Source organism: Cytobacillus mangrovibacter (assembly GCF_042865275.1).
Taxonomy (GTDB): domain Bacteria; phylum Bacillota; class Bacilli; order Bacillales; family Cytobacillaceae; genus Cytobacillus; species Cytobacillus mangrovibacter.
This window is the reverse complement of sequence record NZ_JBIACJ010000005.1, coordinates 1-22,605: the sequence shown is the minus strand read 5'-3', so window position 1 is coordinate 22,605 and position 22,605 is coordinate 1. Positions and strand designations below refer to the sequence as shown.

Below are 22,605 nucleotides of genomic sequence, written 5' to 3'. Positions count from 1 at the left end.
CAAAAAAGATTGTTGATTGTAGCGGAAGGCGCGAGACTCCTGCGGGAAGTGTGGGACAGCTGAGACCCCACAGACGCTTTAGCGTCGAGGAGGCTCAGCGCCCACCCCGCGGAAAGCGAGCGACCTGCAGCGGAAATCAACTTTTACCGATTGATGTTAAAAGCAACAATGTTAGCGAAAACAGCCAAAAATAAAAAGGAGAATAATTGAAGGTGCAAGGAAGATGGATTTATTTCACTGTTGCAGCACTTCTTGGTATACTAGCTATTTTTGTTCATCTCTTTTTCTTTTCAGCTTTATTCATATTGCTATTCACTTTTCTGTATAAAATGAAAGCCTTCCCCTCCAAACAACTATTCATTTTATGCTTGATCTTCATCCTATTTCTCGCTCGAAGTGAAATAGCTGAAAAAGCAAATAAGACGAAGTTTCTAGCGGAAGAAACTAATTTCTATGTCCAAATACAAGAGGATGTAAAAATAGATGGAGAGTTATTTTCAGCAAAAGGAAAAGAGCTCAACCGCAAAGAAAAACTTGTCCTATCCTATAAAATAAAAACAGTACAAGAAAAAGAATGGCTTTCAAGACATTTAAAAACAGGCATGGCTTGTAAGGTAACAGGCAGTCTTATTGAACCCAATCCATCCACAAATGAGAATGCTTTTAACTATAAGGATTATTTAAATAGAAATCAAATGTATTGGCTGCTTAAAGTGGAGCAGCTGGACCTCTCGCAATGCAGTCCTCAGACCAATTCTCTGTTCACTTTCTTTCGTATTTTAAGAGTAAAAGGAATAACCTATGTACAAGAAAATTTCCCGATAGAAACAGCTCCGTTAGCAGCAGCTTTACTTTTTGGTGAACGTGATTTCATTGATCCTGATGTATTGCGGTCATACGAAAAACTTGGCATTGTCCATCTGCTTGCCATTTCAGGGCTCCATGTTGGCATGCTTGCAGGGATGATTTACTTTCTTGGCATTCGTGCTGGGATCAGAAGAGAAAGGATGACCACAGCCTTATTGCTGTTCTTGCCTTGTTATGCCTTACTGACGGGTGCAGCTCCTTCAGTGATTCGTGCTGTATTTATGATGATTCTCTTTTTAGCACTGAGGAAATGGGGTTTATTTTCATTAAATACAATCGATATTATTAGTATTGTCTTTATTATCTATACTTTTTTCACACCATATGTGATTTATGATGTAGGGTTTCAGCTATCCTTTGGTGTAAGCTTTTCCCTCATTCTTTCCGCACCCATTCTCTTACCGAGATTTTCTAATCCTATTTCCCTCCTGTCAGCAACTTCGTTTATATGTCAATTAGCGGCTACACCTATTATGTTTTATTATTTTTATGAAGTATCTCTCATCTCAATATTAGCAAATGCTATCTTTATTCCGATATTTTCACTAATTGTACTACCTGCACTTTTCTTCCTGTTCCTTTTACATTTATTATTTGGGACAATAATTAATTTATTGATTCATCCATTGAATCTAATCATTATGTGGATGGATTATGGAGCATTAAAGCTTTCACTTCTTCCATTTTCGATGCTTACCCTTGGGCGGCCCCCCATGCTTATCATGTTTATGTATTTATTAAGTACACCACTGTTTTTTTCATTATGGGAGCATATAAAAGGAATCAAGAGGTTTGTTCAAATCTTATGCGTTCCGTTTAGTATTATGCTTATCCACGCAATCAGCCATATGTTCTCTCCGTACGGAGAATTGACCATTATTGATGTAGGGCAAGGGGACAGCATCTTTATTAAACTGCCTTATGGAAAGGGGAATTATTTAATCGATACAGGTGGGAATATTCGATTTAATACGGAGGAATGGAGAGAAAGGAAGGAACCTTTTGAGGTTGGAAAAGATGTTATTGTCCCATTTTTGAAAAGCAAGGGAGTGACGAGGATTGATAAGCTTGTTTTGACACATGGAGATGCAGATCATATAGGCGGGGCTGCAGAGGTGATCAATGAGATAAAGGTGAAAGAGATTATTTTGCCGAAAAGCCAAGAGCTCTCGGAGCTGGAAAAGAAGGTATTAGTGACAGCCAAAAAGAAAGGGATCCCTTGGCAATTTGTATCTGCTGGGGATAGCTGGGAATCACAAAATATTATATTTCATGTCTTATCACCACAGGAGGGAGTGCAATTAGAGAGAAATGATCAATCAATCGTTCTCTTTGCTGCAATTGGAGGATTGAAATGGCTTTTTACAGGTGATTTGGAGGAAAAGGGGGAAGAGCAATTAGTAGAGCACTATAATAATTTAAAAATTGATGTACTAAAAGCTGGGCACCATGGCAGCAAAACGTCCACAACACCCCTTTTTCTTGATCAGGTGCAGCCGAAGCTTGCTGTTATTTCAGCTGGCAAAAACAATCGCTATGGACATCCGCATCAAGAGGTATTAGAAAACTTAAAGGAAAGAAGGATTAGGATATTACGAACGGATATTCATGGGGCAATTACCTATATTTTTTCAGGTGATCATGGAACCTTTTCGGCGCAGCATCCATAATATATAGTAATTAAAATGAAAAAGAAGCTGCACAAAGCAGCCTCTAAGTAGCACCATATTGTCTAGCTTCAGGTGCCATCGGCTCGAGGTCATGAGCCAATCCGTCAAAAAGGTTAAAGAACAACCTTTCTGCCGGCTCGTCTTATGCTTGTCGCCTAAACCTAAGCACCTTCCGCTTTTCTATGTAGTCATTAAGAACCTATGATTTTAATGACTGTCCCAATGATGAATACAGTTGCGAAGAAACCGAAAGATACGATGAATCCAATTCCAGAGTCAATGGCATCATTCTGCTTATATTGGACGTCTTTTTCAAATTCGTTCACAGTCTACCCCTCCTATTTCCTATATAGTATAAGGCATTAGATTGAAAAAATCTAGCGTTCCTCGCCGCTTTTCTCTTATTGACAAGAGTTGTCACAAATAAGTAAAAAACAAGTGGAAAGAATAGTATTACAATGGTGCACCCGTCAAAACATGAGTATCCTAGGCCTTATGTTTTGACGTTCTATATAGATGGAGGAATTGGCACTTTATATAATGTGTCAATTCCTTTTATGCTGCAAAAAATAAGTAGTCATGAATCAAATAAATTTCCTTTTTGTTTACCTTGTCAAACTGTCCAAGCTTCTTTAGGATTAAGGATAGGTAAACTTTTGTGATCGGAGCGAAGGAAAGTGATTTTTGATATTTGGAAACAAATTAAAGCAAAGCAATTTAGCTCTTTATATTTATTATATGGTCCTGAGGCATTTCTTATTAATGAGACAAAGCAGCTATTAATAAATCATGTATTAAACGAGGATGGCATCGATTTTAACCTGTCTTCTTATGATTTAGAGGAAACAACAATTGATGCGGCACTCGAAGATGCAGAAACATTTCCTTTTATGGGTGAAAGAAGATTAATTTTTTTGCAAAATCCCGTATTTTTAACAGCTGCGAAAACGAAAGAAAAAGTGGAACATAATCTGGCAAAGCTTGAAGCCTATCTGAAAGAGCCCTCACCCTATTCCATTGTTGTATTCAGCGCTCCATACGAAAAGCTTGATGAACGAAAAAAGATAACTAAGGAGTTAAAAAGAAAAGCAGCAATTTTAGAAGCAAAACAGCTTAATGAGGGAGAGCTGAAGGCATGGATAAAGGAACGTTCTGCCTATAATGGAGTAGAAATTGATGCGCCTGCAATGGATTTACTGCTCAGCTTAGCTGGAACGAATTTATTTACGCTAACAAGCGAGGTAGACAAGCTTGCTTTATACTCAGGAGCGGAGAAAAAAATTGATGAAGAGTCAGTAGAAAAGCTTGTTTCTCGTTCACTAGAACAGAATATTTTTGCACTTATAGATAAAATTGTTCATCGTTCAATTGAGGATGCTTTAAGAATTTATTATGATCTGTTAAAGCAAAACGAGGAACCAATAAAAATCCTTTCGATTATTACTGGCCAATTTAGACTGATTTATCAGGTGAAGGAGCTTGCAAGAAGAGGCTATGGTCAACAACAAATTGCCAGTCATCTAAAGATTCATCCTTTTCGTATAAAGCTGGCAGCTGGACAGGCAAAGCTATTTAAGGATGAAGAACTAGCAAATATTATGAAGTTACTGGCAGATGCAGATTATCAGATGAAAACAGGTGGGATGAGCAAAGGTTTGCTGATTGAGATGTTTTTATTTCGTTTAAACGATCATGTATAAGTAAAAAGGCTGACCGAGTTTATCCGGTCAGCCTTTTTCGAGCAAATAAATATCGGTCAGCCTCAGGTCACTGCACCCGATAGTACTGCTTGTTCAGTACCGGGTCGACCATATATTTTGGATACAAAAAAAGGCTATCCACAAAAGATAGCCGTTATCTTTAAACTTAAGCGTTTAAAGAGTTCATTTTTTTCATTAAACGAGATTTTTTACGAGCAGCAGCATTTTTGTGGATAAGACCCTTTGCAGCAGCTTTATCTAATTTACTAGCAGCATCAGCGAAAGTTGTTTTTGCAGCAGCAGCATCGTTACTAACGATTGCAGCATCAACTTTCTTAACAGCTGTACGCATAGCAGATTTAACAGTAACGTTTTGAGCATTTTTAGCTTCATTCGTTTTTACACGCTTAATAGCAGATTTAATGTTTGGCATTCCATTCACCTCCTACAAAAAAAGCATCGAGATTATATTAACTCGACATTCACATTCATTAACAATTATTAAGAACAAGTGATATTTTATCAAATACTCGAGGCTTTTGCAATACTCTCCTTCTAAATAGATAGAGTGACTTTCATGAATAGGATAAACAGTATGTAATAATCACTTGCCTTCATATGAATGTTTTACCAATTAAACGGAAAAGATAGGAGGAGGTCTTGTAATTATTCAATAGTAATTAGTGAAGAATGCGAGGGGGATCATCTTGGAAGAACTAGATTTAAGCAAATATGCAATCAGAACTGATCTGGCAATTGAGGCGCGTGAAATGGCAATAGCTGATCGGCAAAAGCAAGTTCAAGAGCAAGCTAACCTTTCACAAATAGAAGGCGTGATTATAAAAGAAAAAGAAGAGGACGAGATTAAAGTTTCCTTTGTGGAGGTAACAAAGGAAGGGGCTGCCGCGCTAGGAAAGAAAGAAGGAAGATATTTAACTTTGGAGGCTGTGGGAATTCGCCAGCAAGATACAGAAATGCAGAAAAAGGTAGCAAAAGTATTTGCTGAAGAGCTTTCTCAATTTTTAATACAGCTTGGAATAAAAGAAGATTCGTCTTGCTTAGTGGTCGGTCTTGGGAACTGGAATGTGACACCAGATGCATTAGGTCCTCAAGTATGTGAGAATTTGCTCGTTACAAGGCATCTTTATCAATTGCAGCCAGAAAGTGTTGAGGAAGGCTATCGTCCAGTTAGTGCTATTGCACCAGGAGTAATGGGTTTAACTGGAATCGAAACAAGTGATATTATCTTTGGTATTGTTGAAAAAACAAAACCAGATTTTGTTATTGCGATTGATGCGTTAGCTTCACGGTCAATTGAGCGGGTTAATTCAACCATCCAAATTTCTGATACGGGAATCCATCCTGGTTCCGGGGTTGGAAACAAACGAAAGGAAATCAGCAAAGAAACTTTAGGTATACCTGTTGTTGCGATAGGTGTTCCAACAGTGGTAGATGCTGTTTCGATAACAAGTGATACGATTGATTTTATCTTAAAGCATTTCGGGAAAGAGCTTAAAGAAGGGGACAGACCATCAAGAGCACTGGCTCCAGCTGGAATGACCTTTGGCAAAAGAAAGAAATTAACGGAAGAAGATCTGCCTGAAGAGCAGCATCGCAAAACATTCTTAGGCATGATCGGCACATTACCAGAAGAAGAGAAACGGAAGCTAATTTATGAAGTCTTATCACCAATTGGCCATAATCTCATGGTCACACCAAAAGAAGTCGACGTATTTATCGAAGACATGGCCAATCTCATTGCCAATGGACTAAATGCAGCCTTACACAACAACGTAAAACAGGAAAATGCAGGTTTCTATACGAGATAACGGGACAGGTCCCTTGTCCTAAGTGGCAGTAAGGTGTTAATGCACCAGTCAATATCCTCATACTGGTATAGGAAATGATAACCAAGTTAATTGTTTAAGGTTCTATCTTCTCTAGCAAAGTCATATGAATTACTAGACTTGCTTAAAGAGAGGTGGAACGATGAAACCTTTAAAACCAAATGGATTGATTGTTTTTGTACAAGGGACGAGCTTACTGAAAATCTGTGGAGGCTTTATTTTATTTCTGTTCTTAATCTTTGCAATTAGTGGCGTGTTAACATCCTTAAAGCCTGAATTTAGAATTAGTTCTGCATCTGTAAACACAGCGACGAATAAAGTGACAGGAGAAATGCTGTATCACTTGCTTGGGTGGGAAAATCACCATTTATTGAAAGGGTTAGGGGAAGAAAAAGACAAGCCAACATTAATGAACTTTATTTTTAAACTTTCAACAAATATTAATTTAGACGATCCTCGAAGTTTATTAGGAAGAGAGCTGCCATCTTTTTCTTTATACGATAGTGAGATTGTTGTAGCGAGTGAAGGAACTGACTATACAAATATGCCAATGGAGTCTACCCCTCCTCTAGAGGTGTTGAGGGCAGAGCAAGAAGCAACCTTGCAGAATACGGAAAATATCGATCAGCCACCGAGTGAAGGAAACCAAGTTCCTAATACTGGGTTAACTACTGGAGAAAGAAAAGTCGTTCATCTTTATTTTACTCATAACCGTGAATCCTATTTGCCGTATTTAAAAGGAGAAACTGATCCAGATCGAGCGTATCACTCTCAATTAAATGTGACAAAAATTGGAGATAAGTTGAAAGAAGAGCTTGAAAGCCGCGGTGTGGGCACATCCATTGATAAGACAGATATCAATGCAATTTTAAATCAGAAGGAACTTGGGTATGGTGCATCATATCGTGAATCTAGGCCTGTTGTTCAGGCAGCGATGGCTGGAAACAAAGATTTACAATATATTATTGATATTCATCGAGACTCAAAAAGAAAAGAAGATACAACTCTTTCAATCAATGGGAAGAATTATGCCAAATTAGCATTTGTCGTAGGAAAGAAGCATGCGAATTTTGAAAAAAACCTGCAGCTTGCAGAGAAATTGCATAAGCTGATTAATGAAAAATATCCGGGGTTAAGCAGGGCTGTAATTGTGAAGTCCGAGGGGAATGCCAAATATAATCAGGATTTATCCGAAAATGCAATGCTTATCGAATTTGGCGGTGTTGATAATACTTTTGAAGAGCTTTATCTATCAGCTGGAGCTCTCGCTGACGTCTTTAGTGACTTTTACTGGCAGGCAGAAAAGGTGAATCAGCCTGTACAAGATCAAGCGGATAAAAAATAAGGCTCTTCTCTAAAAGATTGTTGTTTTTGCATAGGTTGTGTAAGTGAATAATGTTGACAAAAAAAGTTGTTGATTGGAGCGGAAGGTGCGAGACTCCTGCGGGAAGTGTGGGATAGCTGAGACCCCACAGGAGCGTAAGCGACGAGGAGGCTCAGCGCCCACCCCGCGGAAAGGGAGCATCCTGGAGCGGAAATCAACTTCTACCTAATGTTTCATTACAACAATGTTTGTGAAAACTACCAAAAATAAAATTGATAGGTGATATATTATGAAATGGTTTATGGTGAAAGCCTTTTTCCTTCTCTCATTTATGTTTATTGCGGTGCTATTCGGTATGCAGCTCGCAAATGAAGGCATTAACAATATGAAAGGCTATGATGATGCGAATTTCAAAGATGCCTTTACCGTAAATGAAAATGAAGGTGGAGAGCTTCAAGCATCCATTCTTGGCAATAATATATCAAGCCATGATCTTCAGCAAAAAAAGGAAAAGCTTGAAGAAATGAAAGCATATAATTTCTTCTCCTCTCTTGGTAAATCCCTTTCAGAAGGCATATCAGGTGCAACGGAAAAAGGCATTGATCATCTAACCAATTTAATAAATGGGGAATAAGCGGCTGTATGAATGCAGCCGTTTTTTTTTGATTGCTCTTTCTATTCTCAATAACGAGCATTGAATCTTCATAAACGTACTGCTATAATCAAAAAATAGTGCGTGTTCGATGAAATAGAAAGAATAGCTTATAAAGTTAGATGGAAGTTTAGCTCTAGGCACTAAAATGATGGTGCCTGATGCTTTTCTAGTAGGAGTGAAACAATGAATAGAGAAGAAAGATTAAAGAGACAATCAAAAATACGGAATTTTTCCATCATTGCTCATATTGATCATGGAAAATCAACATTAGCTGACCGCATTCTTGAAAAAACGAATGCATTGACCTCACGTGAAATGAAGGCACAGCTTCTTGATTCCATGGATTTAGAGCGTGAACGTGGAATTACAATTAAACTTAATTCCGTTCAATTGAAATATAAAGCAAAAGATGGCGAAACATATATTTTCCATTTGATTGATACACCGGGACATGTCGACTTTACATATGAGGTTTCGCGCAGCTTGGCTGCCTGCGAAGGAGCAATCTTAGTAGTTGACGCAGCACAAGGGATCGAAGCGCAGACGCTTGCCAATGTTTATTTGGCTCTTGATAATGATTTGGAAATTCTGCCAATCATTAATAAAATTGATCTTCCGAGTGCAGACCCAGAGCGAGTAAGAAATGAAATTGAAGAAGTAATCGGACTTGATGCTTCTGAAGCTGTTCTTACTTCTGCAAAGGCTGGAATAGGGATTGAAGAAATATTAGAACAAGTGGTTGAAAAGGTGCCTGCTCCAACAGGTGACCCTGATGCACCATTAAAGGCGCTCATATTCGATTCCCTCTTTGATGCCTATCGAGGAGTAGTTGCCTATATTCGAGTTGTTGAAGGAACAGTTAAGGCCGGAGACAAAATAAAAATGATGGCAACAGGGAAGGAATTTGAAGTCGTTGAAGTAGGTGTGTTTTCACCAAAAGCGCTAGTACAGGATGAACTGACTGTTGGAGATGTAGGCTTCTTAACAGCAGCCATCAAAAATGTCGGTGATACACGTGTAGGGGATACGATTACAAGTGCAAAGAATGGTGCAGCAGAAGCCTTGCCTGGTTACCGTAAATTAAACCCAATGGTATATTGTGGACTTTATCCAATTGACAGCGCTAAGTTCAATGATTTGCGTGATGCACTCGAAAAGTTAGAATTAAATGACTCAGCCTTGCAGTTCGAGCCAGAAACTTCTCAAGCTTTAGGCTTTGGCTTTCGCTGTGGATTCCTTGGATTGCTTCATATGGAAATTATTCAAGAGCGGATCGAACGTGAATTCAAAATCGATTTAATTACTACAGCTCCAAGTGTTATTTATGATGTTATTATGACTGATGGATCTAGAGTGAAGGTCGATAATCCTTCGAACATGCCTGAACCGCAAAAAATTGACCGGGTAGAAGAGCCATATGTAAAAGCAACAATGATGGCTCCAAATGACTATGTTGGTGCAATTATGGAACTTTGTCAGGCAAAACGAGGAATCTTTATCGATATGCAATATATGGATGAATCCCGTGTAAATATTATCTATGAAATTCCATTATCTGAAATTGTCTATGATTTCTTTGATCAGCTGAAATCAAATACAAAAGGGTATGCATCTTTTGATTATGAGTTAATTGGCTATAAGCCATCCAAGCTTGTAAAGATGGATATTCTATTAAATGCTGAAAAAGTAGACGCGTTAAGCTTTATTGTGCATAAGGACTTCGCCTATGAGCGTGGAAAAATTATTGTTGAAAAATTAAAAGGGCTTATACCTCGTCAGCAATTTGAGGTTCCGATTCAAGCAGCAATCGGCCAAAAAATTGTTGCACGTTCAACCATCAAATCGATGGGCAAAAACGTACTTGCTAAATGTTATGGCGGTGACATTTCCCGGAAAAGAAAGCTTTTAGAAAAGCAAAAAGAAGGGAAAAAGCGGATGAAGCAAGTTGGATCTGTTGAGGTTCCCCAAGAGGCATTCATGGCAGTCTTGAAAATGGACGACAACGGTACGAAAAAGTAAATATCATTGCTTTGTACAGGGAGGTTGGATATGCTTTTGTCATAAAGCAGATACAACCTCTTTTCATATGGAAAATAAATGGTCGGACTGATTCAAGGAATAAGCTTTTATGTACGGAGTAATAACCAGCGCATTGAGTTGAAGCAGTCCGACATTTACAATCTACATTAGGGTGTGTCCCTTGGTTTAACAAGATTTATTAAATAAAGGTAGTGAAAAAATGATTCAAGCAGCATATATACATATTCCCTTTTGTGAGCATATTTGCCACTATTGTGATTTTAATAAAGTATTTCTAAAAGGACAGCCAGTCGATGAGTATCTCGATTCCCTTGCAAAAGAAATGGAACTTACGCTTTCTACATCACCAACTGTACATTTAGATACGATTTTTATTGGCGGAGGCACGCCGACTGCATTAAATGAACAGCAGTTAGAAAAGCTTTGCCACATAATTAAGGAACACCTTCCTTACAATCAAGAAACCGAGTTCACATTTGAGGCAAATCCGGGTGATCTTTCAGAAGAAAAGCTCCAAATCCTTTATAATGCTGGAGTTAATCGAATTAGTTTTGGTGTTCAGACTTTTAATGAAGAGCTGTTAAAAAGAATCGGACGAGTACATCGGGCAAAAGATGTATTTCAATCCATTGAATCCGCGAAGAAGACAGGTTTTAAAAATATTAGCATCGATTTGATCTATAGCTTGCCTGGGCAGACACTCGCTGATTTTAAAGAAACACTTACGACCTCCTTTAGCTTAGATATCATGCATTATTCTGGTTATTCCTTAATTATCGAACCAAAGACTGTCTTTTATAATTTAATGAGAAAAGGAAAGCTTCCATCACCAGGTGAAGATGTCGAGGCAGAAATGTATCGAATATTAATGGAAGAAATGGACAAGCATGGATATAAGCAGTATGAAATCAGTAATTTTTCGAAACCAGGCTTTGAAAGCAGGCATAATTTAACGTATTGGAATAATGAGTCCTATTACGGGTTTGGGGCTGGAGCCCATGGATATGTAGACGGCTTCCGAATCTCCAACCATGGTCCGTTAAAGAAATATATGGAATCAATTAATAATGGTAAAATGCCGATTTTGGAAAAGCATAAGGTGACTATTGAAGAACAAATGGAAGAAGAAATGTTTCTTGGACTAAGAAAAACAGCAGGTGTTTCGATTGTGAGATTTGAAGAAAAGTTTGGACAGAACCCTACTGCCTTATATAAAAAGGAAATAAACGAGCTGATTTCCCGAGAGCTACTAAATGTAACTGAGCATCAGATCCAATTAACCAAAAAGGGGCGTTTTCTTGGAAATGAGGTTTTTCAATCATTTCTTAGATAGTTGATGCAGCCTTTTCTGACAATAAATCTATACCGGAAATTTTAATTTATATGTAAAAATCTAGTCAAATGAATTGACACTGCCCCTGTCATTTGATAATTTATTATTAGAATTAGCACTCGCTATTCAAGAGTGCTAACAGAGGTGATAACCGTGTTGACTGATAGGCAATTATTGATACTTCAGGTTATTATTGATGATTTTATTCATTCTGCACAGCCAGTAGGCTCTAGAAGTTTGTCGAAAAAAGAAGAGATTTCTTTTAGCTCAGCAACGATTCGAAATGAAATGTCTGACTTAGAAGAGCTCGGCTTTATTGAAAAGACACATACATCTTCTGGAAGGATTCCATCTGACAAAGGCTATCGATACTATGTGGATCATTTGCTTTCACCGCAAAAATTAAATCAGCAAGATGTTTATAAAGTAAAATCGATATTTGCAGAGAGAATTTATGAGTTAGAGAAGATCGTTCAAAATTCAGCAAGAATTCTTTCTGAATTAACGAATTATACTGCAATTGCATTGGGCCCGGCAGTCAGGGAAAATAAGTTAAAAAAAATTCAAATTATCCCTTTAAATAAGCAAACGGCTGTGGCGATCATTGTAACTGATTCAGGTTATGTTCAAAATCGGATGTTCCAATTACCAGAAACAATGGATTTAAGTGAACTTGAGAAGCTAGCGAATATTTTAAATGATCGTTTATCCGGTGTATCCATTGATAGCCTAAATGATAAAATTTATAAAGAAGTTGCGATTCTTTTAAGGCAGCATATAAGTAATTATGATTTCATTCTTCAGTCAGTAGCGGATACGCTTCTTATCCCAGCTCATGAAAAGTTATTCTTTGGCGGTAAAGCAAATATGTTAAGCCAGCCAGAATTTAATGATCTCGACAAGATTAGAAATCTAATGATGATGATTGAACAAGAGGACAGTATATACGAACTTATTCGTAAAAGTCAGTCGGGGATCAATATAAAAATTGGCCGAGAAAATAATAATTCGGCTATGGAGAATTGTAGCTTGATCACAGCGACATATTCAATTGGTACAGAACAGCTTGGCTCGATTTCCATTTTAGGACCGACTAGAATGGAGTATTCTAGAGTAATTAGTTTGCTGGACTATATCAGTCGTGATCTAACGGCTGTTTTGACAAAGCTGTACGATAGCAAGTAACCGAGTAATTCTGATGAAGGATTGCTTGCCATTCGAATTGCATTTTAAGGGAGGTGAATAAGTTGACAGAGGAAAAAAACACGTTAAATGAAGAAGTGAATGAAACGATCGAAACGGACGAAAATACAGTTCCTACAGATACTGAAACAGAAGATTCTTCAACCGAAGTCAATGAAGAAATTTCAATTGAGGATCAATTGAAATCCACTCAGGAGAAAGCGGAAGAATTGGAAGCAAAACTAGCAGAAGCTGAAAATCGCTATTATCGTCTTCAGGCGGATTTTGAAAATAGCAGACGTCGTGCAAGATTAGATCTTGAAGCGTCTGAAAAATATAGAGCACAAAGTTTAATTTCAAATCTATTACCAGCAATGGATAACTTCGAAAGAGCCCTTCAAATGGAGGCTGACACTGAACAGGCTAAATCGATTCTGCAAGGAATGGAAATGGTTTATCGCGGCCTGCTAGAAGCGTTGAAAAATGAAGGTGCCGAGCAAATTGAAGCTGTTGGGAAAGAATTCGATCCCCATATCCACCAGGCAATAATGCAAGTGGAAGTAGAAGGCTTTGATTCAAATCATGTTGTAGAAGAGTTCCAAAAGGGATATATCCTGAAGGACAGAGTGATTCGTCCATCAATGGTAAAAGTTAATCAATAATTACATATTCTTAGGAGGTAAATAATATGAGCAAAATCATTGGAATTGATTTAGGTACAACAAACTCATGTGTCTCTGTCTTAGAAGGCGGAGAAGCAAAAGTAATTCCAAATCCGGAGGGTAATCGTACAACACCTTCTGTTGTGTCATTCAAAAATGGTGAGCGTCAAGTAGGAGAAGTAGCCAAGCGTCAATCAATTACAAATCCAAATACGATTATGTCAGTAAAGCGTCATATGGGTACTGATTTCAAAGTTGAAGCAGAAGGAAAAGAGTATTCACCTCAAGAAATCTCTGCTATCATTCTTCAATATTTAAAATCATATGCGGAAGAATATCTTGGTGACAAAGTAACTAAAGCCGTTATTACAGTTCCAGCTTATTTCAACGATGCTGAGCGTCAAGCAACAAAAGACGCAGGGAAAATTGCAGGTCTTGAAGTAGAACGTATTATCAATGAGCCAACTGCTGCTGCATTAGCATATGGTATGGATAAAACAGATGAGGACCAAACAATCCTTGTATACGACCTTGGTGGTGGTACATTTGACGTATCCATTCTTGAATTAGGGGATGGCGTGTTTGAAGTAAAATCAACTGCTGGTGATAATCGCCTTGGTGGAGATGACTTTGACCAAGTAATTATTGATTATTTAGTAGAACAATTTAAGAAGGAAAACGGCATTGATCTTTCTAAAGATAAAATGGCTGTACAGCGATTGAAAGATGCAGCTGAGAAAGCTAAGAAGGACCTTTCTGGTGTTACTTCTACTCAAATTTCTTTACCGTTCATTACAGCAGGAGAAGCAGGACCACTTCATCTTGAAGTGACTTTATCAAGAGCGAAATTTGATGAGCTCTCTTCTAGTTTAGTAGAACGCACAATGGGACCAACTCGACAAGCGTTAAACGATGCTGGCCTATCTGCTTCTGAAATTGACAGAGTTATTCTTGTTGGAGGATCTACTCGTATCCCAGCTGTACAAGAAGCAATTAAGAAAGCGACAGGGAAAGAGCCTCATAAAGGAGTTAATCCTGATGAAGTAGTTGCAATGGGTGCAGCTATTCAAGGTGGAGTAATCACTGGAGATGTTAAAGATGTTGTTCTTCTAGATGTTACACCATTATCACTTGGTATCGAAACAATGGGTGGCGTATTCACGAAGCTAATCGATCGTAATACAACGATTCCAACATCAAAATCACAAGTGTTCTCAACTGCTGCTGATAACCAATCAGCTGTAGATATTCATGTTCTTCAAGGTGAACGTCCAATGTCTGCAGATAATAAGACATTAGGCCGCTTCCAATTAGGAGATATTCCTCCTGCACCAAGAGGAATTCCGCAAATTGAAGTATCTTTTGATATCGATAAAAACGGAATCGTAAACGTACGTGCAAAAGATCTTGGAACAAATAAAGAGCAAGCTATCACAATCAAATCTTCAACTGGATTATCAGACGAAGAGATCGATAAAATGGTAAGAGAAGCTGAAGAAAATGCTGAAGCAGATAAGAAGCGTAAAGAAGAAGTAGAGCTTCGCAATGAAGCAGATCAGCTTGTCTTCACAACAGAAAAAACATTGAAGGATCTTGAAGGCAAAGTAGATGAAGCTGAGGTTGCAAAAGCAAACGAAGCGAAGGATGCTTTAAAAGCAGCAATCGAGAAGAACGATTTAGAAGAAATTAAAGCAAAGAAAGACGCTTTACAAGAAATCGTTCAAGCTTTAACAATGAAGCTTTATGAAGATGCTGCTAAGCAAGCTCAAGCTGCCGGGGGAGCAGAGGGCCAACCTGGAAAAAGCAGTGATGACAATGTAGTTGACGCAGAATTCGAAGAGGTTAATGACGATAAATAAGTTAAGACCTTTGTTCTATAAAAGTCAAAGTCAGGAATATCTTGGCTTTGACTTTTATATTTTTCTTTTGTTGCACAAGCAAGAGAGACAATGATAAAATAATCTTTATGTGAAATGATTCGGGGAGTGGTAATCAGTATGAGTAAAAGGGATTACTATGAAGTCCTTGGTGTTAGCAAGAGCGCATCCAAGGATGAAATAAAAAAGGCTTATCGAAAGCTATCCAAAACATATCATCCGGATATTAATAAAGAGCCGGATGCAGATGAGAAATTTAAAGAAGTGAAAGAAGCTTATGAAGTATTAAGTGATGACCAGAAAAAGGCTCATTACGATCAATTTGGCCATACCGATCCGAATCAAGGCTTTGGCGGTGGTGGTTTTGAAGGCTTCGGTGGATTCGAAGATATTTTCAGTTCGTTCTTTGGCGGCGGCGGTTCAAGACGCAGAGATCCGAATGCACCAAGACAAGGCGCTGATTTACAATATACAATGACCCTTTCTTTTGAGGATGCCGTTTTTGGCAAGGAAACTGAGATTGAAATCCCTCGTGAAGAAACATGTGAAACATGTCACGGATCAGGTGCTAAGTCAGGTACAAAGCCTGAAACATGTGGACAGTGTCATGGATCAGGTCAGCTGAATGTGGAGCAGAATACACCTTTTGGCAAAATTGTTAATCGTCGTGTATGCCATCATTGCAGTGGAACAGGTAAACAAATTAAACATAAATGCTCTACATGCGGTGGCGCAGGTAAAGTGAAGAAACGCAAAAAAATTCAAGTGAAAATTCCGGCTGGCATTGACGATGGTCAACAGCTTCGTGTGACTGGTCAAGGCGAACCAGGTGTAAATGGCGGACCTTCTGGTGATTTATATGTCGTATTCCACGTTCGTTCACATGAGTTCTTCGAGCGAGACGGGGATGACGTCTATTGTGAGATGCCAATCACATTTGTGCAAGCTGCTTTAGGGGATGAAGTAGAAGTACCTACTCTTTATGGCAAGGTGAAATTAAAAGTACCTGCAGGCACACAAACAGGTACAAAGTTCCGATTAAAGGATAAAGGAATTCCAAATGTAAGAGGCTATGGAAAAGGCGATCAGCATGTGATTGTCCGATTGATTACGCCAACAAAGCTAACGGAAAAACAAAAACAATTGCTTCATGAATTTGCAGAGGTAAGCGGTCAGGTACCACAAGGAGAGCATGAAGAAAGCTTTTTTGCTAAGGTGAAACGAGCATTTAAAGGTGAATAAAGGGAATGGAGTTGGTAGAAAGTGAAATGGTCAGAAATCAGTATTCATACAACAAATGAGGCAGTGGAGCCGATTTCGAATATTTTACATGAGGCCGGAGCAAGTGGAGTTGTTATCGAGGATCCATTTGAGCTTATAAGGGAAAGAAGAGATCAGTTCGGCGAAATCTACCAGCTCAATCCGAATGACTATCCTGAGGAAGGGGTAATCATTAAGGCTTATTTGCCTGAAAATAGCTTCCTTGCAGAGACTGTTGAAGAAATGAAAGAAGCGATCAATAATCTAGTTTTATATAATATTGATATTGGGAAAAATGATGTTAGCATTAGTGAAGTAAATGAAGAAGAATGGGCAACAGCTTGGAAGAAATATTACCATCCTGTTAAGATTTCTGAACGTTTTACAATTGTTCCAACTTGGGAAGAATATACGCCAGTATCAAGTGATGAACTCATCATTGAACTTGATCCGGGTATGGCGTTTGGAACAGGGACTCACCCCACTACAGTTATGTGCATCCAAGCTTTAGAACGTACAGTAAATACTGGGGATAGAGTAATTGATGTCGGCACAGGGTCTGGGGTTTTAAGTATTTCTGCTGCCATGCTTGGAGCAGAGAAAGTTATCGCTTTAGATCTTGATGAAGTGGCAGTAAATTCTGCGAGACTTAATATCGAACTAAATAAAGTACATCAGATCGTTGATGTCTCACAGAATAATTTGCTTGATGGCGTGGAGCCTGGTGCTGATATTGTCGTTGCAAATATATTGGCCGAAGTGATCCTTCGATTTACTAACGATGTAGCATCTGTCGTTAAACAGGGCGGCTACTTCATTGCTTCGGGAATTATTCAGCCGAAAAAGCAAGAAGTGAAAGAAGCAATCATTGATGTTGGGTTTGAAATTGTTGAGACTCTTCAGATGGAAGACTGGGTTGCAATTATTGGAAAACGAAAGTAGTTTTTCATTAAAGTAGGGGGACTTTTATTGTCCTCCTTTTTATGCGTTAGAAAGAAGGTGCGAAAAATGCAGCGATATTTTGTTAGTCAGCCTGCTGTTAATAACCGTTTCTGCATTATTGGTGAGGATGTTCACCATATTGTTCGGGTGATGCGCATGAAGGAAAACGATCAAATCATATGTGTTGATCCATTGAAAAAAGCAGCGATTTGTACAATTGCAGAAATTACCGATGAACAAGTGGTGGCAGAAGTTGTACAATGGATTGAGAAATCATCCGAGCTGCCAATCGATATAACAATTGTGAGCGGATTGCCTAAAGGGGATAAGCTTGAATGGATTATCCAAAAGGGAACAGAACTTGGCGCATATAAGTTTCTCCCTTTTATTTCAGCGCGCTCAGTAGTAAAATGGGATGAGAAAAAGGCTGCAAAGAAAATAGATCGATGGCAGAAAATTGCAAAAGAGGCTGCTGAACAATCCCATCGGACGAGTCTTCCTGAAGTAATGAGTCCACTGCAAATCAAGTCCTTGCTCAAAATAAGTGAGGGATATAACCATAAATTAATCGCATTTGAGGAAGAAGCCAAACAAGGTGAAGCTTCCGTCCTTTCAAAAACCTTGGCGAAGATAGAAAAAGGGCAATCATTGATGATTGTCTTCGGACCTGAAGGTGGTTTAACAGAGCAAGAGGTTGCATTGCTAAAAGAAAATGGGTTTGAGTCTTGCGGATTAGGCCCAAGAATTTTAAGGACAGAAACGGCCCCGCTTTATGCGCTTTCAGCTGTTTCCTATCATTTTGAATTAATGGAGTGAAAAAATATGCCTACAGTTGCATTTCATACACTTGGTTGTAAAGTTAACCATTACGAAACAGAAGCCATCTGGCAATTATTTAAAGAAGAGGGATATGAACGGGTTGACTTTGAATCCATGTCAGATGTTTATATTATCAATACATGTACAGTGACGAATACAGGGGACAAAAAAAGTCGCCAGGTGATTCGGAGAGCAGTAAGAAAAAATCCTGATGCTGTTATTTGTGTAACAGGCTGCTATGCTCAAACATCACCTGCAGAAATCATGGCCATTCCTGGGGTAGATATTGTTGTTGGGACACAGGATCGGGTAAAAATGCTTGGTTATATTAAGCAATACAAAGAAGAGCGTCAGCCGATTAATGGTGTAGGTAATATCATGAAAAGCCGTGTATATGAAGAGCTTGATGTACCTGCGTTTACTGACCGTACCCGTGCTTCTTTGAAAATTCAAGAAGGCTGTAATAATTTCTGTACTTTCTGTATCATCCCATGGGCACGCGGATTAATGCGTTCAAGAGATCCACAGGAAGTCATTCGCCAAGCACAGCAATTAGTTGATGCTGGATACAAAGAAATCGTTTTAACTGGGATTCATACAGGTGGCTATGGCGAGGATATGAAAGATTACAACCTTGCGATGCTGCTTCGCGATATGGAAGCACAGGTAAAGGGACTGAAGCGAATTCGAATCTCTTCAATTGAGGCAAGCCAAATTACGGATGAAGTAATTGAAGTAATTAAAGCATCTAATATGATAGTTAGACATCTTCATATCCCAATCCAATCAGGCTCCAATACAGTTTTAAAGAGGATGCGCCGAAAATACACGATGGAGTTTTTCGGAGAGCGTTTAGAGCGCTTAAAGGAAGTACTCCCTGGTTTAGCTGTAACTTCAGATGTCATTGTTGGTTTCCCGGGAGAAACGGAAGAAGAATTTATGGAAACATACAATTTTATAAAAGAGCATAAGTTCTCTGAATTACATGTATTCCCATATTCTAAACGTACAGGTACACCAGCTGCAAGAATGGAAGAGCAAGTAGATGAAGAAGTGAAAAATGAGCGTGTACACCGTTTGATATCCCTATCTGACCAACTTGCGAAGGAATATGCTTCCCAGTTTGAGGGAGAAGTGCTTGAAGTCATTCCTGAAGAAGAATATAAGGATGAGCCAAATAGCGGCCTTTATGTTGGGTATACAGATAACTATCTAAAAGTTGTTTTCCCAGCGACAGAAGAAATGGTTGGCCAAATCGTTAAAGTGAAAATAACAAAAGCCGGATATCCTTATAATAAAGGGGAATTTGTGCGGATTCTTGATCTGCTGGAAGTGCAAGACGAGGCTTGTGTATAAGTGCTAAGAAGGAATTACCTTATAGGTAGTTCCTTTTTTATTGGAAACTAATGAATTTGGAAAAGCTAACATTGTGTTCGAACTCGATATTTTTGCTTTGACATGGTATGATGTGAGAGGTACGGACAACTCTATATTTGAAAAGGAGTAATAAAAATGACAACAAATGTAGCGAGAATGATCGATCATACATTATTAAAAGCAGATGCAACGAAAGAGCAAATTGAAAAAATATGTGTAGAAGCAAAGGAATATAATTTCGCATCTGTCTGTGTAAACCCTGCTTGGGTAAAGGTTTCTGCAGAAATTTTGCAAGGCACTGAAGTAAAGGTTTGCACAGTAATCGGATTTCCTTTAGGAGCATCAACACCTGAAACAAAAGCATTTGAAACAAAAAATGCAATCGAAAATGGTGCAACAGAAGTTGACATGGTTATTAATATTGGTGCCCTAAAGGGTGGCGATTTAGAATTAGTTGAAAGAGATATCCGTGCTGTAGTTGATGCAGCAAAAGGTAAGGCTCTTACAAAAGTTATTATTGAAACTTGCCTGCTTACAGAAGAAGAGAAAGTTACAGCATGTGAACTATCTGTTAAAGCTGGTGCTGACTTTGTGAAAACATCTACTGGTTTCAGTACTGGAGGAGCAACAGCAGAGGATATCGCACTAATGAGAAAAACTGTGGGTCCTGATATCGGTGTCAAAGCTTCAGGCGGAGTCAGAAGCGCAGAAGATGCAGAAATGATGATCAATGCAGGAGCAACAAGAATCGGAGCAAGCTCTGGAGCAGCTATTGTCAAAGGTTTAACAAGCGACTCTGACTACTAAAAAAAAGAAATGCCGAATTCCGGCATTTCTTTTTTTTAGGCTCTCTTCCAATAAATTGTTTTTTTGAAAAAAGTCTAAGGATGAAAATTATTGACAAAAATGGTTGGTTGATTGGAGCGGAAGGTGCGAGACTCCTGCGGGACGCGTGGGACAGCTGAGACCCCGCAGGCGTTCACGCCGAGGAGGCTCAGCGCCCACCCCGCGGAAAGCGAGTACCTGGAGCGGAAATCAACTTCTACCAACTACATCTCCATTAGCAACAATGCATACGATAACAACTCTATTTTTATCGATCATGAATCTTCATAATAAATTTCCCAAATGGTGTAGCAAACGGAAGGACAAGCAATGATGTGACTACATTAAATATCACACTTATATGTGCGAGTTGGACATCCACTTCTGCTGCTAGCTGAAGCCCGATAGAAGTGAGCATACCAATAAATGGATAGAATACAATCACCCCAATGATGTTTAGCCAGATATGTGCATAGGCAGAAAGCTTTGCTTCCTTCCCAGATCCAATTGAAGCTAAATAGGCATCTACACATGTCCCAATATTAGAACCGAGCATAATAGCAATTCCCGTATCTAAATCCATCGACCCAGCTGTTAGAAAGCCCATAATAATTCCTGTTGTTGCAGTACTTGATTGAATAATTGCTGTAATTAGAATGCCGGCTGCTACACCATACAGAAGATTTTCATCTAAAGTAAGAAGCAAACGATTAACAATCTCAATATTTTTTAATGTACCTGCAAAATACTCAAATCCTCTCATAGCTGCAAATACACAGGAGATTCCCAATAAGATAAATCCAGTGCTCCGAAGATTCTTCTTTTTAGTTAACGCAAGGATAGCTCCAATTACGGCTAAAGGAATGATATAGGATTCAATATTGAAGGTAATTAATTCTGTTGTAAAAGTAGTTCCAATATTTGTGCCTAAAATAATTCCAATTGATTGGGGAAAACTAAGCATTCTAGCCGAAATTAACCCAATGGTAATAATCATTACTGCGGAACTGCTTTGCAAGACAGCCGTAATCAAAGTACCGATTATTACACCTTTCCAGGGAGCATTTGTTAATTTAACAAGCCATTTTTTTAGTGAGTTTGCAGATAGGTTCATTAATCCAGATCTTAAAAGTGTCATTCCATAAATAAAAAGACCGATTAAAAGAATAAAAAAAATTAGCTGGGCCAAGCTCCCACCCCCTACATTATATGTATGGCTAGAGGATGAGGGACATGCTATAAGAGTGAAATTTATTATGCTTGTTCCTAATAAATAGGATTCTCAATATTTTCATGGTAAAAACACGTCCATTACAGGCGAAATACAGTTGACCTTAGGTATGCTGTTATATTATAATTGCAAAGTACATGGAAAACATGTTGTGTTAGTGTGTTGTGCTCGGAGGGAGGGAAAGAGAATGTCTAAAACCGTCGTTCGTAAAAACGAATCGCTTGAAGATGCTCTTCGTCGCTTCAAACGTACAGTTTCTAAAACTGGTACTTTGCAAGAAGCTAGAAAGCGCGAATTCTACGAAAAACCTAGTATTAAACGTAAGAAAAAGTCTGAGGCTGCAAGAAAACGTAAGTTCTAAGAGAGGGTGTTTGTCATGAGTCTTCTCGAGCGTTTAAATGAGGATATGAAACAAGCGATGAGGAATAAAGAAAAAGATAAGCTTACTGTTATTCGGATGATTAAAGCTTCTTTGCAAAATGATGCAATTAAGTTTGGGACTGATTTATCCGATGAGCAAGAGCTTAGTGTCCTTTCTCGTGAAGTTAAGCAACGCAAGGATTCCCTCCATGAATTTGAAAAAGCAGGTCGTGAAGATCTTGTTGAAAAAATTCGTACTGAGCTTCAGTACGTCGAATTATATATGCCTAAACAGCTCTCTGAAGATGAGGTTTCAAAAATCGTACAAGAAACGGTTACTGAAACAGGTGCAAAATCAAAAGCTGATATGGGTAAAGTAATGGCTGCCATTATGCCGAAAGTTAAAGGAAAAGCAGATGGAGCACTTGTAAATAAACTTGTACAACAACATCTTTCATAAAAACCTAACTAAGTACAAAAGACCGAAAGCACTTGCCTTTCGGTCTTTTTATTGTGCGCCCGGCATGGGTGTAATCTCTAGGGTGAAAGTCCCGAGCCGTGAAGGCAGAAGTAGCGGTTAGCTTAGCGCAAGGGTGTCCGCGGTGACGCGGAATCTGAAGGAAGCGGGCGGCAA

General features: G+C 38.7%; 20 protein-coding genes. 17 read left to right on the top strand and 3 right to left on the bottom strand.

Annotated elements, in window-relative coordinates; all coding sequences use genetic code 11:
- Positions 1-212 precede the first annotated feature (212 nt).
- Positions 213-2,537: a DNA internalization-related competence protein ComEC/Rec2 gene (locus ACFYKT_RS10440; RefSeq protein ID WP_389219231.1), complete on the top strand. Its 2,325-nt coding sequence runs from the start codon at positions 213-215 to the stop codon at positions 2,535-2,537.
- A 191-nt stretch (positions 2,538-2,728) separates the two neighbouring features.
- Here ACFYKT_RS10440 and ACFYKT_RS10435 read toward each other — a convergent pair whose 3' ends face one another.
- A complete protein-coding gene (locus ACFYKT_RS10435) occupies positions 2,729-2,863 on the bottom strand; it encodes a YqzM family protein (protein ID WP_066396109.1) in 135 nt (44 codons plus the stop codon).
- Positions 2,864-3,214: 351 nt separating this feature from the next.
- Here ACFYKT_RS10435 and holA point away from each other — a divergent pair, with 351 nt between their 5' ends.
- The gene (gene holA, locus ACFYKT_RS10430) at positions 3,215-4,237 is read left to right on the top strand and encodes a DNA polymerase III subunit delta (RefSeq protein WP_389219229.1); all 1,023 of its coding nucleotides are present in this window, start codon (positions 3,215-3,217) and stop codon (positions 4,235-4,237) included.
- A gap of 166 nt (positions 4,238-4,403) precedes the next feature.
- Here the strand turns inward: holA and rpsT are convergent, their stop codons facing one another.
- Complete coding sequence (gene rpsT / locus ACFYKT_RS10425; protein ID WP_389219227.1) at positions 4,404-4,670, bottom strand: 30S ribosomal protein S20; 267 nt, start codon at positions 4,668-4,670, stop codon at positions 4,404-4,406.
- A 271-nt stretch (positions 4,671-4,941) separates the two neighbouring features.
- Here rpsT and gpr point away from each other — a divergent pair, with 271 nt between their 5' ends.
- The 13 genes from gpr (at position 4,942) to deoC (ending at position 20,362) form a co-directional block, all read left to right on the top strand.
- A complete protein-coding gene (gene gpr / locus ACFYKT_RS10420) occupies positions 4,942-6,066 on the top strand; it encodes a GPR endopeptidase (protein WP_389219746.1) in 1,125 nt (374 codons plus the stop codon).
- Between the two features lie 160 nt (positions 6,067-6,226).
- On the top strand, positions 6,227-7,429 hold the full coding sequence (spoIIP, locus tag ACFYKT_RS10415; protein ID WP_389219225.1) for a stage II sporulation protein P: 1,203 nt from the start codon (positions 6,227-6,229) through the stop codon (positions 7,427-7,429).
- 268 nt (positions 7,430-7,697) lie between these two features.
- The gene (locus ACFYKT_RS10410) at positions 7,698-8,042 is read left to right on the top strand and encodes a YqxA family protein (RefSeq protein ID WP_389219223.1); all 345 of its coding nucleotides are present in this window, start codon (positions 7,698-7,700) and stop codon (positions 8,040-8,042) included.
- Between the two features lie 204 nt (positions 8,043-8,246).
- A complete protein-coding gene (gene lepA / locus ACFYKT_RS10405) occupies positions 8,247-10,082 on the top strand; it encodes a translation elongation factor 4 (protein ID WP_389219221.1) in 1,836 nt (611 codons plus the stop codon).
- A 220-nt stretch (positions 10,083-10,302) separates the two neighbouring features.
- A complete protein-coding gene (gene hemW / locus ACFYKT_RS10400; RefSeq protein ID WP_389219220.1) occupies positions 10,303-11,436 on the top strand; it encodes a radical SAM family heme chaperone HemW in 1,134 nt (377 codons plus the stop codon).
- A 153-nt stretch (positions 11,437-11,589) separates the two neighbouring features.
- Positions 11,590-12,621, top strand: a complete 1,032-nt coding sequence (hrcA, locus tag ACFYKT_RS10395) for a heat-inducible transcriptional repressor HrcA (protein ID WP_389219218.1) — start codon at positions 11,590-11,592, stop codon at positions 12,619-12,621.
- 62 nt (positions 12,622-12,683) lie between these two features.
- Complete coding sequence (gene grpE / locus ACFYKT_RS10390; protein WP_389219216.1) at positions 12,684-13,280, top strand: nucleotide exchange factor GrpE; 597 nt, start codon at positions 12,684-12,686, stop codon at positions 13,278-13,280.
- Positions 13,281-13,306: 26 nt separating this feature from the next.
- Positions 13,307-15,139 carry a molecular chaperone DnaK gene (gene dnaK / locus ACFYKT_RS10385; protein WP_389219214.1) on the top strand — a complete coding sequence of 611 codons (1,833 nt, stop codon included), beginning with the start codon at positions 13,307-13,309 and terminating at the stop codon, positions 15,137-15,139.
- Positions 15,140-15,277: 138 nt separating this feature from the next.
- The gene (dnaJ, locus tag ACFYKT_RS10380) at positions 15,278-16,399 is read left to right on the top strand and encodes a molecular chaperone DnaJ (protein WP_389219212.1); all 1,122 of its coding nucleotides are present in this window, start codon (positions 15,278-15,280) and stop codon (positions 16,397-16,399) included.
- A gap of 21 nt (positions 16,400-16,420) precedes the next feature.
- Complete coding sequence (gene prmA, locus ACFYKT_RS10375; protein WP_389219210.1) at positions 16,421-17,359, top strand: 50S ribosomal protein L11 methyltransferase; 939 nt, start codon at positions 16,421-16,423, stop codon at positions 17,357-17,359.
- Positions 17,360-17,425: 66 nt separating this feature from the next.
- Entirely contained in the window at positions 17,426-18,175 is a 750-nt protein-coding gene (locus ACFYKT_RS10370; RefSeq protein ID WP_389219209.1) for a 16S rRNA (uracil(1498)-N(3))-methyltransferase, read from the top strand.
- A gap of 6 nt (positions 18,176-18,181) precedes the next feature.
- Positions 18,182-19,534: a tRNA (N(6)-L-threonylcarbamoyladenosine(37)-C(2))-methylthiotransferase MtaB gene (gene mtaB, locus ACFYKT_RS10365; RefSeq protein WP_389219207.1), complete on the top strand. Its 1,353-nt coding sequence runs from the start codon at positions 18,182-18,184 to the stop codon at positions 19,532-19,534.
- A 156-nt stretch (positions 19,535-19,690) separates the two neighbouring features.
- A complete protein-coding gene (gene deoC / locus ACFYKT_RS10360; RefSeq protein ID WP_389219205.1) occupies positions 19,691-20,362 on the top strand; it encodes a deoxyribose-phosphate aldolase in 672 nt (223 codons plus the stop codon).
- A 286-nt stretch (positions 20,363-20,648) separates the two neighbouring features.
- Here deoC and ACFYKT_RS10355 read toward each other — a convergent pair whose 3' ends face one another.
- Entirely contained in the window at positions 20,649-21,569 is a 921-nt protein-coding gene (locus ACFYKT_RS10355) for a Na/Pi symporter (RefSeq protein ID WP_389219203.1), read from the bottom strand.
- A gap of 229 nt (positions 21,570-21,798) precedes the next feature.
- On the opposite strand from ACFYKT_RS10355, the gene rpsU reads away from it, so the two are divergent.
- Positions 21,799-21,972, top strand: a complete 174-nt coding sequence (rpsU, locus tag ACFYKT_RS10350) for a 30S ribosomal protein S21 (RefSeq protein WP_217039787.1) — start codon at positions 21,799-21,801, stop codon at positions 21,970-21,972.
- Between the two features lie 15 nt (positions 21,973-21,987).
- Positions 21,988-22,431 carry a GatB/YqeY domain-containing protein gene (locus ACFYKT_RS10345; protein WP_389219201.1) on the top strand — a complete coding sequence of 148 codons (444 nt, stop codon included), beginning with the start codon at positions 21,988-21,990 and terminating at the stop codon, positions 22,429-22,431.
- Positions 22,432-22,605 lie beyond the last annotated feature (174 nt).